The sequence below is a fragment of the Cognatishimia sp. MH4019 genome, assembly GCF_020177595.1.
Taxonomy (GTDB): Bacteria; Pseudomonadota; Alphaproteobacteria; order Rhodobacterales; family Rhodobacteraceae; genus JAHTBL01.
On the sequence record NZ_JAHTBL010000003.1, the window covers coordinates 72,628 to 86,476 of the forward strand.

The window sequence follows — 13,849 nt, forward strand, 5'->3', positions numbered from 1 at the left end:
GATTTCGCCCGGAACGGTCCTCACGCAGGTGTGACATATCGGCATAGAGCGGATCGGCGGCGACATTTTGATGCGTCCGGACGTGGCGTCACAGACATTTTCCGACTCAGTGAAACTGGGTAGAGCAGCACCTCGGGGTGGTGGCACGTGCCGTTTCAGACCGCGGGCATCTGTTGGGTCGCGCAGTGAATGCCGCCCCCGAGTTCGCCCAACGGATCGACATTCAGTACGATAATTTCGCGGCCCGGATAATGGCGGCGCAGGGCCGCGACAGCCGCGGCATCGGCTGACCGGTCGCCGAATTGTGCGGCAATCACCGCGCCGTTGCACACATAGTAATTCGCATAAGAGGCCACGAAATCGACCGCTTTGACCCGGCGTTTTGTCGGCTCGTGGATCACCTCTACATCAAGCCCCGCCGCGATCAGGGCGTCGTGGGTCTCATTTGCCGCCCGATGAAAGGGATCCTGCGGATCGGGCCGCTTGGGCAGGTTTATCAAAACACGCCCCGGCCCGGTAAAGCGGGCAAGGCTGTCGATGTGATAATCGGTGATATCCTCGCCCCGAACGCCCGCGATGAACATGCGGCGGTGCATGAAGGCTCCTTCCGGGCTTTGATCCGCCGGGTGGCTGGCTTTTCACGCAACCCTGTCCTACATGGGCCGCATGAGCAAGATGCCCGCCTCGGATGTCACGAAAGCCGCGCGCCTGTCGGTCGCGCCGATGATGGCGTGGACCGATGCGCATTGTCGCTATCTGCACCGCCTGATGTCGCGGCGCACGCTGCTTTACACCGAAATGGTGACGGCCCCGGCGCTGGTGCGGGGCGGTGCGCGGCATTTGCTGCGGTTCGATCCGGCCGAGCATCCAGTGGCCTTGCAATTGGGCGGATCGGACCCGGCTGAACTGGCCGAGGCCGCCCGGATGGGGGCGGAAGAAGGCTATGATGAGGTCAACCTAAACGTAGGCTGCCCGTCGGACCGGGTGCAATCGGGCACGTTCGGCGCGGTGCTGATGGAGCATCCCAAGCTGGTGGCTGACTGCGTCGCCGCGATGCGTGAGGCCTGCGCGGTCGAGGTTACGGTCAAATGCCGGATCGGGGTGGATGATCAAGACCCCGCAGAGGTGCTGCCTGATTTCCTGACCCATATTCAGCAGGCCGGGGTGCGGCGTGTGATCATTCATGCGCGCAAAGCCTGGCTGCAAGGGCTGAGCCCGAAGGAAAACCGCGATATCCCGCCGCTGGATTATGAACTGGTGGTGGCCATGAAAGCGGCGTTTCCCGACCTGAATATCAGTGTGAATGGCGGGATCACGTCGCTGGATCAGGCGCGGGGGTTTCTGCAAGCAGGGTTGGATGGCGTGATGATCGGGCGCGCGGCCTATCACACGCCTGCCGAGATTTTGCTGGCGGCTGATCGGCTGATCTACGGCGACGACCATGCGGTTGATCTGCTTGCGGTGATCGACGGCATGCGGCCCTATATTGCGCGTCATCTGGCGCAGGGGGGCAAGCTGGCGCAAGTCACGCGCCATATGCTGGGTCTCTTTCAAGGGCGTCCCGGCGCGCGGCATTGGCGGCGAGTGCTGTCGGAGGAGGGCCATAAGCCCGATGCCGGGGTGCACACGCTGGACCGCGCGTTGGAGCAGGTGCGCATGGATGCGTGATTGGCAGCGTTATGCCTTTGATCCGGCTCTGGCGCGCTGGGCAGGTGCTGCGAATGAAGCCGCGACCAAGGCGCTGGCCGATCCCGCACAAGCGCATCAATACCGCTATGGACGGACGTGGTTTGTGGGGGTCGATGCGTTGCCGAATGCCCCCGATGGCAGCCTCAACGGCGTGCCGCTGCACGGTGAGGTGATCGACGGCTTGACCCGAAACCGCTGGCACGAAGCGCAACTGTCGGTCACGTTTCCAGGCTATCCGCAGCGCATGGACGGCGAAAGCGACAGCCAGCACCGGTTTCGTGTCACCCGCGATGCGGCGCATGTGGATGGGCTTTTGCCGATGGGACCAACGCGCCGCCGTCACCTGATTGAGCCGCACGCGTTTATTCTGGGCCTGCCGTTGAATGCGGTCTCAGAAAGCCCGCTTGTGGTGTGGGAAGGGAGTGCGGCGATCATGAATGCTGCGTTCACCGAGGCGCTTGAAGGGGTTCCATCTGCGCGCTGGTCAGAGGTCGATCTGACCGAGATTTACCAAGCGGCCCGCAAAAGCTGCTTTGAAAACTGCCCCCGTGTGGAGGCGAGGGCAAAGCCGGGCGAGGCGCTTTTGCTGCATCGGCTGACGCTCCATGGTGTTGCGCCATGGGCGGCCTCCGAGCCTTGCACAGAGGGCCGCCGCATCGCCTATTTCCGCCCACAGCTGGAAAACCCGGCAGACTGGCTCCCATAGCCCTGACTTCTTTTGTCGCTAAATACCTCCGCCGGAGGCAAAGAGTTTTCACAAAACTCTTTCAAAACCTTTCCTAGAAAAGTTCTTACCGGGCCTAGCTCAGATCAGGCGCGACACGGGCGGCCCGTCCGCCCCGGCGCTTGGCCAGTCGCGGCGCGCGGGAGGGGAGGTCTTCCATCACCGCCGCGCGGTCTTCGGGCGACAGCTTTGACCATTGGGTGATCTCGTCGATGGAGCGCAGACAGCCGGTGCACAGACGCTCTGCCGGATGGATCACGCAGACCTTGATGCAAGGGCTCTCGATCTCGGCCCGTTTCCATACTGCATCGCTCATTGACCGCTCCCCAAATGCCGGAACCGATCCAGCACGCCTTGAAGGATATAACTGGCCGCGACGTGGTCAATGACCTCGGCGCGACGTTTTCGGGTCGTATCCGCCTCAAGCAGTGCTTTTTCGGCAGCCACAGTCGACAGACGCTCGTCCCAGAACCCAATCGGCAGATCGGTGAGCCGTTCCAGATTGCGGGCAAACGCCCGCGTGGATTGGCAGCGCGGCCCCTCAGAGCCATCCATATTGCGCGGTAGCCCCAGAAGGATGCCACCGACATTGCGCTTGGCAATGATGTCCAACAACGCCGCCGCATCGACACCGAATTTCTTGCGGCGGATCGTCTCGAGCGGGGTAGCGACAGACCAGAGGCTATCAGAGATGGCCACGCCGATGGTCTTGTCGCCCAGATCCAGACCCACCAACGCGCGGTGCGCGGGCAGGGCGGCGTGAAAGCCCTCGATATCCTCGGCGATCATGGGATTACTCGATCAGGCCAGCGGCCGTGGCGGCTTGGCGAATGGTGGCCAATGCACCGCGATTGCCCTGAAACACGATTTGCGCTTCGGCATAGATCGCCTTGGCCTGATCGTCATCGCCCAGAGCGCCCAAGGCGCGGATCAACTGACCCCATTCAACCGGCGTGCCGCCATCATTGGCCAAGCGGTCCGACAGGCCTGCGACCATGCCCTGGATCATGGCCTGACGTTCTTCGGGTGTCATGTCGGCGGCGTTGGCCACATCCTCGGCGGAGGGGCCGCGCGGCGCGGCGGTTGGTTCCAGTTCAAATGCGATGCCAGCGCGCAGGGCCAGATCCTCGATCTGGGCGCGGATGGGGGCAATCCAGATCGCGTCATCCGGACCATCCAGGAGCAACTGCTCCCAAAGTTTGAAAGCCAGATCGGGCCGCCCGATCTGCGAATATAGCAGGCCCGAATAATAGCGCGCCGCCCCATTGGTGGGATCCATCTGCAAGGCGGTCGCCAGCGCGCTTTCAGCTTCGGGCGAGACATAGCCGCCTGCCGCCAGCACCAGCATGTCGGCGAGATTGGCGAAATCCTCGGCCTTGGCCTGATCGCCCAAAGCGTTGATCAACTGGGCCTGCACCTGATGGGCGGCGTTGAAATTGCCAAGGGACGCTTCGTTGCTGGCCAAAAGCCGCAGCCCGCGCACATCTCCGGGGCGTTCGGCCACCGCCTCGCGCAGGCGGGCAACAAGTTCAAGATAGGCTGGGTCGCGCCCGACCGTGGGGGGCGCTTCGACACCGGATTGCGCTTCGGCATCGGCTTGGCTGGGGCGGTTGTCGCGCACCTCCTGTGCCATCTCAAGGCGCAGTTGATGGGGCAGGTCGCCATAGCCTGGCGCACCGAGGCTGAGATAGGTCCAGTAGCTGATCCCGACGGTGGCAGCGGCCAGCATCGCGATCATCGGACCATTGGCGCGACCTGATTTTGGCTGCTGAATGTCGTCTTGCCGTTTGCGGTCGGCTTCAAGGATGCGGCGCGAGACTTCGGTGCGCACTTGCTCGGCCTCTTCTTCGGTCAGAACCTTGCGGGCCAGATCGCGATCAATCTCGGCCAATTGATCGCGGTAAATCTGCAGATCATATTCCGCTTCCGACCCTTCGGAGGCGCGCGCATGCAGCACGGCCCGGCCCATCAAAATGACGACGACGGCGCTTAAGGCTGCTGTCACGATCCAGAAAATCAAAGTCTCACTCCAACCGATTTCAGCACCATGTATATCCTGCGTCAGGGATGCAAAACCCCCATGGGTTTTTTGCCGCGCTTTTTTGAAACGATGTCGTGAAATCAGGGTCTTTTGCCGCTTGTGGTTCGCCTGTGCAGAAGGTTCTCTCTAGAAACAAGTGCAGGTCCTTTTTTGCCGTCCCGGGAGTCGTCCGTTCCATGAAGCGCTATTCCGCCTTTGCCGTTGCCCGTGAAGCTTTCCGTCATCACGCCGGATGGGAGCGGGCGTGGCGCAATCCTGAACCGAAAAAGTCCTATGATGTGATCATTATCGGCGCGGGCGGTCATGGTCTGGCAACCGCGTTTTGGTTGGGCAAGAACCACGGCATCACCAATGTCGCGGTGATCGAGAAAGGCTGGCTGGGCGGCGGCAACACGGGGCGCAATACGACGATCATTAGATCCAACTATCTGCAGGACCCGTCTGCGGCGATCTACGAGAAATCGAGGTCGCTCTATGAGACGATGTCTCAGGACGTAAATTACAACATCATGTTTAGCCCGCGCGGTGTGATGATGCTGGCGCAGACCCATCACGAGGTGCGCGGCTATCTGCGGACCGAGCATGCGAATAACCTGCAAGGGGTGGCGACGACTTTTGTCGGGCCTGAGAAGGTCAAAGAGCTGTGCCCAATCATCAATATCGACGGGCCGCGCTACCCGGTGCTGGGCGCGTTGTGGCAGCCGCGCGGCGGCACAGCACGGCACGATGCGGTGGCTTGGGGCTATGCGCGGGCGTGCTCGGATATGGGCATGGACATCATCCAGCAATGCGAAGTGACGGGCGTGCGCCAGCAAGGTGGTCAGGTCACAGGTGTTGACACCACCAAGGGTGCGATCGACTGCAAGAAGCTGGGGATCGTTGTGGCGGGTCATTCGGGCGTGCTGGCCGACATGGCCGGGTTCCGCCTGCCGCTGGAAAGTGTCGCGTTGCAGGCGCTGGTGTCGGAACCGATCAAGCCGTGCATGGATGTGGTCGTCATGGCCAACACGGTGCACGGCTACATGAGCCAGTCCGACAAGGGCGAGATGGTGATCGGTGGCGGCACGGACGGCTACAACAACTACACCCAACGCGGATCGTTTCATCATATCGAGGAAACCGTGCGCGCGCTGATCGAGACGTTCCCGATGATCTCAAGGCTCAAGATGCTGCGCCAATGGGGCGGGATCGTGGACGTGACGGGGGACCGCTCGCCTATCATCGGCAAGACGCCTTTGGGCAATTGCTTCATCAATTGCGGCTGGGGGACGGGGGGCTTCAAGGCCATTCCGGGGTCTGGCTGGGCCACGGCGGAAATGATCGCCAAGGGCGAACCGGGGCCGCTGGCGGCCGAGTTCGGGATGGACCGGTTTAAAGAGGGGCGCTTCATTGACGAGAGCGTGGCGGCGGGGGTCGCGCATTGATGCAGCTTTTCCCGCTAGAGCAAATAAAAGAGATTGAGAAGGCCAAGCAATTTGCTCGGTTTTGTGGTCGTTTGGATCGCATTACAAATCTGCTATTTTGCGGCACGATAGTTATTTCTATTTGCGCGCTCATTTTCATGGAGACCCGGGATTTAGAGCTTTCTATCGAGCGCTCTGGCGCTCTATTGGTCGTTCTTGCTACCGCGCTTTCGGGGGTTCTTTTAAAGAGACTTTTCGCAATTCAGTCTTTTTTTGCACGGGTTGATCCTGATCGACCAAGCAACTTGCTAGCAGTCGGAATTTCACGGCCAAGATTTGACCCGACGAATAACAGGTCTGTTGATAAAGGTTCTGCAGATCGACAGCGCAGCCAGTTTTTTCTGTATCATGTCAACAAAAAAATGCGGACACGCTGGGAAGCAGTGCTCGGTAAGGTTGTGATTTGGGAGACGCTTCTCTTGTCATTGGGAACTCTGGTTTGGGGTTTCGGCGATCTATTCCCGCGCTTCTGGGAAGCAACGCCATGAGGCTGAATTTTCTAATTGAGATTATAGACGTAGCGGGGGTTCTCTTTACGTCACTCCTCACCTTGATCCCACGCCATCCCCGCTTATCTGTCCTTCACGACAGAATGGAGCGACCCACATGGCACAGAAATTCCCTGCACTCGCTGGTTTCACCGCGGGCATCATCCTTACCCTTGCCGCAGGGGCGTTTGGCACGGTCATGTTCAATGGCACCGGGCTTAGCGACACGCGCGCACCGGGCGAAATTATCTACCCCAACTTCTAGATCGGCCCCGACGCCCGGATCGGCGGGTCTTGGCCGGGGTGCATCTGCGGATTTGGCTGGCCATTGCCGAAACCCGCCGGGGCTTTCCGCTTATATTGAGACCTCGGACAAACCTGCTTTGGTGAAAGCTCCACAAAAGGAGATGTCACCATGTCCGACTATAGCACTCAAAGTTCCGGCGGCGGCGCAAAAGGCCTGCTGCTGGTCGTTGTCGCCATCATCGCGGTCATCGCGTTGCTTGGCTTTTTTGGCGCAAGCAGCGTGCCGACCGATGATGGCACAGCCCCTGCGGCGGTCGAAGAGACGGCCCCTGCGGCAACCGACGCTGAGCCTGTTCAGCCCGCGCCGACCGAATAACAAACCCCACCACTCACGAACCGCGGAAGGCGGGCGCTTTGCGGCGTCCGCCTTTTGCGTGTCCGCACCACAGACCGGAGTGCGCCCATGCTGACGCTGAACTGCCCATATTGCGGCATTGCCGCGGATGAAACTGAACTCAGCCCCGGCGGGCAGGCTCATTTGAAACGGTTTGGGCCGGGGTCATCGGAGGATGAATTCGAAGGCTATCTGTTCATGCGAGAGAACCCGCGCGGGGTGCATTTTGAGCGGTGGCGCCACTCAAATGGTTGCGGCAAGTGGTTTCACGCCGCGCGCTGCACCTCCACGCTGGAGGTCTTCGGGACTTATAGCGCGCAGACGGTCGAACCCCCGGCAGAACTGCGCAAGACGATCAGTGAAAAGCGGCCCGGTTGGTCGTGGGGAGAGTTCTCATGAGCACACGTCTGGCAAATGGCGGGCGGTTGGTGAACCGCGACCGCGCAGTCTCGTTCAGCTTTAATGGCAAGCAGATGCGCGGGTTTGAGGGCGATACGCTGGCCTCTGCCTTGTTGGCGGGCGATCAGATGCTGGTCGGTCGGTCGTTCAAATATCACCGTCCGCGTGGGATCGTGGCCTCGGGCGCGGAAGAGCCGAACGGGTTGGTGAACCTTGGCTCTGGCGACATGTTTGAGCCCAATGCGCGGGTCACGACGACCGAGGTGTTCGATGGCTTGCAGGCGGGCTCGCAGAACCACTGGCCGTCGCTGGAGTTCGATGTGGGCGCGGTGAATGCGAAGCTGTCGCGGTTTTTGCCTGCGGGCTTTTACTACAAGATGTTCATCCACCCGCGGCCTTTGTGGAAGCATGTCTATGAGCCATTTATCCGCCAGTCGGCGGGCTTGGGGAAGGCTCCGAAAGATCGCGATGGCGAGCGGTATGAGCATTTCTATGCCCATGTGGACTTGCTGATTATCGGTGGCGGTATCGCCGGATTGGTTGCGGCGAAGGCAGCGATTGGGTCCGGCCTGCGCGTGCTGGTTGTTGAGCAGACCGCCGCTTGGGGCGGGCGTGCGCCTGTGGACGGGGCCGAGATTGACGGGATGCCTGCCGATCAGTGGGTCGCGCAGACCGTGGCCGAACTGGACGCTGCCGAGAATATCGAGATGCGCACACGGCTGATGGGTGCAGGCGTTTATGACCATGGCTATGTGCTGGGCTATGAGCGCATTGGCGATCACCAGCCCGGTGCAAGCCTGCCCAAGCATCGGCTTTGGCGGATTCGCGCGGGGCATGTGCTGACTGCGACGGGCGCGATTGAGCGGCCCCTCAGCTTCGCGGGCAATGATGTACCGGGGGTGATGCTGGCCTCGGCGGTGCGGGATTATGCAGTGAACTTTGGGGTCTCTGCAGGCGACCGCACGGTGGTCGTGACCAATAACGATGATGCCTATCGGACGGCGCTGGTGATGAAAGAGGCAGGCCTTGATGTGCCCGCGATCATCGATGCGCGCGACGGCGGGGCAGGCGCGCTGGGCGCTGAGGCTGAAGCGGCAGGCATTCGGGTGCTGAAAGGCAAAGGCATCGCAAAGGTCAAAGGCGGCAAGCGCGTCACGGGCGTTGCGACCTGCGCGATGGCAGGCGAAGGCACGCCGCAGGAAGAGATCGCGTGCGATGTGGTGGCGATGTCGGGCGGCTGGTCTCCGGTGGTGCATCTGTGGTCCCATTGCGGCGGCAAGCTGCTGTGGGACGAGCATCACGCGTTCTTCCGGCCCGATCCGGAGCGTGCTCCGACAGGGGCTGCGGGCGAGGCGTTCGTGTCGGTTGCGGGCTCAGCCAATGGCGCGATGGCGCTGGCGAATGTGGTTGTGGATGCGGCGGCGCAAGGCGTTGCGGCTGTGAAAGCCGCGGGCGGCAAGGCGGCAAAGGTTGCGGTGAAAGCCGAGGCCGAGGACATGGCGGCGATGGCGCCGGTCTGGATGATGCCGCAGGGCGCGAAGTATGAATTGCGCACGAAAATGTGGCTGGATTATCAGAACGATGTGAAGGTCTCGGACGTGCAACTGGCCGCGCAGGAAGGCTTTGAAAGCGTTGAGCATACCAAGCGCTACACGACGTTGGGTATGGCCACGGATCAGGGTAAATTGAGCAATATCAACGGTCTGGCGATCCTGTCAGATGCGCTAAACCAACCGATTCCGCAGACGGGGACCACCACGTTCCGCCCGCCTTACACGCCGATTTCCATGGGCGCGATTGCGGGCGAGGCGCGCGATACGATTTTCCAGCCTTTGCGCAAGACGCCGATGCATGAGTGGCACGATGCGCATGGCGCGCATTGGGAGCCGGTGGGCCATTGGCGGCGGGCCTATTGCTTCCAGCAGCCCGGCGAAAGTGTCGAGGACGCGGTGCAGCGCGAGGTCAAGAACACCCGCGAAAAGCTGGGGCTTTTGGATGCGTCGACCCTCGGCAAGCTGATCGTCAAAGGGCCTGATGCGGGTAAATTCCTTGATATGCTTTACACGAATATGATGAGCACGCTGAAGGTCGGGCGCTGCCGCTACGGTCTGATGTGCTCGGAAAACGGGTTCCTGATGGATGACGGCGTGGTTGCGCGGCTGTCCGAGGACACGTTCCTGTGCCACACCACGTCCGGCGGCGCGGATCATATCCATGCGCATATGGAGGAGTGGCTGCAGACCGAATGGTGGGACTGGAAGGTCTGGGTTGTAAACGCGACAGAGCAGTATGCTCAGGTCGCGGTTGTCGGACCCAAGGCGCGCAAGGTATTGCAAAAGCTGGGTGGTCTGGACGTGAGCCGCGATGCTTTGCCGTTCATGGGCTGGGCCGAGGGTGAGATTGCGGGCATTCCCGCGCGCGCCTTCCGCATCAGCTTCTCCGGCGAGTTGAGCTACGAAATTGCGGTGCCTGCCAACTATGGACAGGCCTTCTGGGACAAGCTGATCGAGGCTGGTGAGGAGTTCGGCGTGATGCCTTATGGCACCGAGGCGCTGCATATCATGCGGGCCGAGAAGGGCTTTATCATGATCGGGGACGAAACCGACGGCACCGTGATCCCGCAGGATCTGGAGCTGAACTGGGCGATCTCGAAGAAGAAAGAGGACTTTATCGGCAAGCGTGGGCAGGAGCGGGTGCATATGACCGACCCGGACCGTTGGAAACTGGTGGGTTTGAAAACGGTCGATGGATCAGTACTGCCGGACGGGGCATATGCTGTAAGTGAGGGATCAAATGCCAATGGGCAGCGCAATGTGATCGGGCGCGTGACCTCAACATACCATTCCCCGACGCTGGACCGCGGGATTGCGATGGGGCTGGTGAAACACGGACCCGACCGGATGGGCGAGCGGCTGGAATTCCCGAAGGTGGATGGCACCAGCGTTCATGCCGAGATTTGCGATCCGGTCTTTTTTGACCGCGAAGGGGAGAAGCAGGATGTCTGAGGCGGTGACAGCTTTGAACGGGGCCGCCTCTGACGGTTATGTGCGTGTCGAGGATGCAGGCCTGTGCGGCATGATCTCGCTGCGAGGGGATCTGTCGGACGCGAAGGTAAAGAAGGCCTGCAAGGATGTGAGCGGGCAGGGGATGCCTGCTGTGCGCGGAATTGCGGGCGGTTTGGACGGCGGGATCGGGTGGATGTCGCCCGATGAGGCGTTGATCCTGCTGCCCTATGCCGAGGCGCCTGCTGCGACAGCGCGGATGGAGATCGCGTTGAAGACCGTACATGCGCTGGTCGTCGAGGTCTCGGACGCGCGGGCGGTGTTTACGTTGCGCGGGGAAGCCGTGCGCGAGGTTTTGGCCAAGGTCACACCTGCGGATATCGCGACATTGCCCGTGGGCGAGTTGCGCCGGACGCGCGTGGCGCAGGTGGCGGGTGCGGTTTGGCTGAGTGACGAGACAACGGCGCATCTGATCTGCTTCCGCTCGGTGGCGGATTACATGTTCGAATTGCTGTCGCGGTCCGCGATGCCAGGGTCGGAAGTCCGTTAAGTTTCTGTGGAACGACCCGCCGGGGCTTGACGTTTGTCGATGTGGCACGACATTTACGGCATACCGTCGCATGTCATGTGACACTTGAAATGCTTGCTAACAGAGGGGCCCATTCATGGCTTTCGAACTTCCCGATCTTCCCTATGCCCACGACGCTCTTGCCGCCAAAGGCATGTCGGCCGAGACGCTGGAGTATCACCACGACCTGCACCACAAGGCTTATGTCGATAACGGTAACAAGTTGATCGACGGCACCGAGTGGGCGGACAAGTCGATGGAAGAGATCATCAAGGGCACCTATGATGCGAATGCCGTTGCGCAGAGCGGTATTTTCAACAACATCAGCCAGCTTTGGAACCACAACCAGTTCTGGGAGATGATGGGGCCAAACAGCTCGGCCATGCCCGGTGAGCTGGAAAGCCGCATCGTGGATGCGTTTGGCTCTGTCGACGAGTTCAAGTCGCAGTTTTCTGCAGCGGGTGCGGGTCAGTTCGGGTCGGGCTGGGCGTGGTTGGTTGTCGACACAGACGGCACGCTGAAAGTCACCAAGACCGAGAACGGCGTGAACCCGGTCTGTTTCGATCAGACCGCTTTGCTGGGCTGCGATGTGTGGGAGCATTCCTACTACATTGACTTCCGCAACAAGCGCCCCGCTTACCTGACCAACTTCCTTGATAATCTGGTGAACTGGGAAAACGTGGCCGAGCGCCTGTCCAACGCCTGATTTCAAAGGTGCGCTACCGCGCATTTCAGATAAACGAGTTTTCGACGCGACGCCTTTGACCGGGCGTCGCGTTTTTGTCTGGGGGTGGTATGAGGTATTTTTAAACAGAAGAAGACAGGTGTGAGATGGCGCGATCCGAGATCGTTCGGCCAAGGGCCGGGCAGGACCATGAGGTTGCGGCTGTTTGGCATCGGGCGTGGCATGACGGCCATCATGGAATTGTGCCTGAGGCGCTGGTGGCGTTGCTGAGCTTTGAGAGCTTTCTCGCGCGGGTGCGGACGCATCGCGAACAGATGCGGATCGCAGTGATGGACGGGCAGGTGGCGGGGCTATGCATCTGTCGCGCGCCAGAGATGTACCAGCTTTTTGTGGCGCGGGCTTTCTATGGAAAGGGCGTTGCCAGTGCTTTGCTGACTGATGCAGAGGCGCGGCTGTCGGCGGCTGGCACGCAGGTTGCGTGGTTGGCCTGTGTCCCTGACAATGAGCGTGCGATTACCTTTTATAGAAAGGCCGGATGGCGGTCTGTCGGACAAATCGTTGAAGCGCTGGAGACCTCGGAGGGCGTCTTCGAACTGCCGGTTATCCGGTTTGAGAAACAGCTTTTGTCGGCCTGATTGAACGGCTTTTCATGCGCGCCCAACCGGGATAGCGTCGCGCCTGAGCGAAAGGGCGAATGCAGATGAGCGAGGCAGGCAAAGGGGTGGCAGCGATGATCGTTGCCTGCGTTGTCTGGGGCTTGTCGCCGCTTTATTACAAGCTGATCGCGCATGTGCCGCCCGGCGAGGTGTTGGCCCATCGCACGCTTTGGTCGCTTATGTTTTTTGCCTGTGTTTTGGTGTTGCAAGGACGGCTTGGCGCATTGGGGGAAGCTGTGCAGCGCTGGAGGATGGTCTTGCTGGCCGCCTTGCTGGTCTCAGTCAATTGGTTCGTGTTCATCTTTTCGGTGCAGGTTGGACGCACGGTAGAGGCGTCGCTGGGATACTACATTTTCCCTTTGGTCGCAGTCGTGTTGGGCATCGTGATATTTCGCGAGCGGTTGCGGCTTTGGCAGGGGCTTGCGGTGGCGCTGGCCAGCGTAGCCGTTGTCGTTCTGAGTGTGGGTGTGGGGGCGGTGCCGTGGATCTCGCTTGTTCTGGCGGTGACTTTCGGGTTCTACGGCGTGCTGAAGAAGCGGCTTGATATGGGGCCGGTTGTGTCGGTCACCTGTGAAGTGCTTTTGCTCGCCCCGATTGCCTTGCTTTGGCTTGGAGGTCTGCATTTGGGCCTTTTTGACGAGGGCCGTCCGGGTGCGGTTTTCGGCAGCAGTCTTTTTGACAGCGGTATCTTGATGTTGTCAGGCGTGTTGACCGGGGGGCCGTTGATCCTCTTCAGCTATGCGGCGCGGCGCGTGGCTTTGGCGAGCATCGGGGTGATCCAATACCTGAATCCCAGCTTGCAGTTTTTCTGCGCTGTTGTCGTTTTTGCCGAGCCCTTCACCCGGGCGCACGCTATCGCGTTTCCCTTGATCTGGACGGCGCTGGCGATCTATTCGGTCGCGGCGTTGCGTCAGGAGAGGGCCGCACGCAAGGCGGTCTCGGCCTCGGCTGTGGTTTGACAGACGCGGGTGAAGTCGCGAAAGCTGGGATCGGCAAAGCCTTCGTCAATAACGTGGTCCACAAGCCCGGTGAGCTTATCCCAGTAGCCCTCTGTATTTAAAAGAAGAATAGGTTTGTTATGCAGGCCAAGTTGGCGCCATGTAACGACCTCGAAATACTCGTCGAGCGAGCCGGCGCCGCCCGGCAGCACCACAATCGCGTCGGAATTCATGTACATGACCTTTTTGCGCTCATGCATGTTCTCGGTGACGATGAACTGGGTCAGGTCGCGTTTGCCGACCTCCCAGCTGAGCAGGTGTTGGGGGATGACGCCGAAGGTTTCGCCGCCCGCAGCTTGGGTGGCATTTGCCACTTCGCCCATCAGCCCCACATCGCCTGCGCCGTAAACCAAACGCCAACGATTGGCGGCCAGCATCTGACCCATATCGCGGGCCGCTTTGAGGTAGGCGGGATTGGTGCCTTTACGAGAGCCGCAGAAGACGCAGACGGATGGGGACGTGACGGTCATGGAGGGCTTTCGATCGTTGGTTTTGA

At 60.7% G+C, this 13,849-nt stretch carries 16 protein-coding genes and 1 pseudogene; 12 read left to right on the plus strand and 5 right to left on the minus strand.

Features of this window, described 5'->3' with window-relative positions; all coding sequences use genetic code 11:
* Positions 1–155: 155 nt before the first annotated feature.
* Positions 156–572 (minus strand): annotated as a pseudogene (locus KUW67_RS06385) (agmatine deiminase family protein); the annotation flags it as partial.
* Between the two features lie 103 nt (positions 573–675).
* Between KUW67_RS06385 and dusA the strand changes: the two are divergent.
* Complete coding sequence (dusA, locus tag KUW67_RS06390) at positions 676–1,668, plus strand: tRNA dihydrouridine(20/20a) synthase DusA (RefSeq protein WP_224824778.1); 993 nt, start codon at positions 676–678, stop codon at positions 1,666–1,668.
* Positions 1,661–2,395, plus strand: coding sequence for a hypothetical protein (locus tag KUW67_RS06395; RefSeq protein ID WP_224824466.1), 735 nt, complete (start codon positions 1,661–1,663; stop codon positions 2,393–2,395). The genes dusA and KUW67_RS06395 overlap by 8 nt, the downstream gene beginning before the upstream one ends.
* Positions 2,396–2,489: 94 nt before the next feature.
* On the opposite strand, the gene KUW67_RS06400 is transcribed toward KUW67_RS06395, so the two are convergent.
* From KUW67_RS06400 to ccmI, 3 genes are read right to left on the minus strand one after another with little or no spacing between them, the layout of a single operon-like run.
* Positions 2,490–2,729 (minus strand): DUF1289 domain-containing protein, encoded by a 240-nt coding sequence (locus KUW67_RS06400; RefSeq protein ID WP_224824467.1) that lies wholly within the window; start codon positions 2,727–2,729, stop codon positions 2,490–2,492.
* Positions 2,726–3,202 (minus strand): Holliday junction resolvase RuvX, encoded by a 477-nt coding sequence (gene ruvX / locus KUW67_RS06405; protein ID WP_224824468.1) that lies wholly within the window; start codon positions 3,200–3,202, stop codon positions 2,726–2,728. Before ruvX ends, KUW67_RS06400 begins: the two co-directional genes overlap by 4 nt.
* 4 nt (positions 3,203–3,206) lie before the next feature.
* The gene (gene ccmI, locus KUW67_RS06410; protein ID WP_224824469.1) at positions 3,207–4,433 is read right to left on the minus strand and encodes a c-type cytochrome biogenesis protein CcmI; all 1,227 of its coding nucleotides are present in this window, start codon (positions 4,431–4,433) and stop codon (positions 3,207–3,209) included.
* A gap of 197 nt (positions 4,434–4,630) precedes the next feature.
* Here ccmI and KUW67_RS06415 point away from each other — a divergent pair, with 197 nt between their 5' ends.
* From KUW67_RS06415 to rarD, 10 genes are all read left to right on the plus strand, one after another.
* A complete protein-coding gene (locus tag KUW67_RS06415; RefSeq protein WP_224824470.1) occupies positions 4,631–5,878 on the plus strand; it encodes a sarcosine oxidase subunit beta family protein in 1,248 nt (415 codons plus the stop codon).
* The gene (locus tag KUW67_RS06420) at positions 5,875–6,405 is read left to right on the plus strand and encodes a hypothetical protein (RefSeq protein ID WP_224824471.1); all 531 of its coding nucleotides are present in this window, start codon (positions 5,875–5,877) and stop codon (positions 6,403–6,405) included. Before KUW67_RS06415 ends, KUW67_RS06420 begins: the two co-directional genes overlap by 4 nt.
* Before the next feature lie 118 nt (positions 6,406–6,523).
* Complete coding sequence (locus KUW67_RS06425; RefSeq protein ID WP_224824472.1) at positions 6,524–6,670, plus strand: hypothetical protein; 147 nt, start codon at positions 6,524–6,526, stop codon at positions 6,668–6,670.
* 150 nt (positions 6,671–6,820) lie between these two features.
* The gene (locus KUW67_RS06430; protein ID WP_224824473.1) at positions 6,821–7,027 is read left to right on the plus strand and encodes a hypothetical protein; all 207 of its coding nucleotides are present in this window, start codon (positions 6,821–6,823) and stop codon (positions 7,025–7,027) included.
* 87 nt (positions 7,028–7,114) lie between these two features.
* Positions 7,115–7,444 carry a sarcosine oxidase subunit delta gene (locus tag KUW67_RS06435; RefSeq protein ID WP_224824474.1) on the plus strand — a complete coding sequence of 110 codons (330 nt, stop codon included), beginning with the start codon at positions 7,115–7,117 and terminating at the stop codon, positions 7,442–7,444.
* Complete coding sequence (locus KUW67_RS06440) at positions 7,441–10,449, plus strand: sarcosine oxidase subunit alpha family protein (RefSeq protein WP_224824475.1); 3,009 nt, start codon at positions 7,441–7,443, stop codon at positions 10,447–10,449. Before KUW67_RS06435 ends, KUW67_RS06440 begins: the two co-directional genes overlap by 4 nt.
* Positions 10,442–10,996 carry a sarcosine oxidase subunit gamma gene (locus tag KUW67_RS06445; RefSeq protein ID WP_224824476.1) on the plus strand — a complete coding sequence of 185 codons (555 nt, stop codon included), beginning with the start codon at positions 10,442–10,444 and terminating at the stop codon, positions 10,994–10,996. The genes KUW67_RS06440 and KUW67_RS06445 overlap by 8 nt, the downstream gene beginning before the upstream one ends.
* A gap of 115 nt (positions 10,997–11,111) precedes the next feature.
* Positions 11,112–11,720, plus strand: a complete 609-nt coding sequence (locus KUW67_RS06450; RefSeq protein ID WP_224824477.1) for a superoxide dismutase — start codon at positions 11,112–11,114, stop codon at positions 11,718–11,720.
* Positions 11,721–11,845: 125 nt separating this feature from the next.
* Positions 11,846–12,334, plus strand: a complete 489-nt coding sequence (locus KUW67_RS06455; protein WP_224824478.1) for a GNAT family N-acetyltransferase — start codon at positions 11,846–11,848, stop codon at positions 12,332–12,334.
* A gap of 65 nt (positions 12,335–12,399) precedes the next feature.
* Positions 12,400–13,314, plus strand: a complete 915-nt coding sequence (gene rarD / locus KUW67_RS06460; RefSeq protein ID WP_224824479.1) for an EamA family transporter RarD — start codon at positions 12,400–12,402, stop codon at positions 13,312–13,314.
* Here the strand turns inward: rarD and KUW67_RS06465 are convergent.
* Positions 13,266–13,823 (minus strand): TIGR00730 family Rossman fold protein, encoded by a 558-nt coding sequence (locus tag KUW67_RS06465; protein ID WP_224824480.1) that lies wholly within the window; start codon positions 13,821–13,823, stop codon positions 13,266–13,268. The genes rarD and KUW67_RS06465 overlap by 49 nt on opposite strands.
* Positions 13,824–13,849 lie beyond the last annotated feature (26 nt).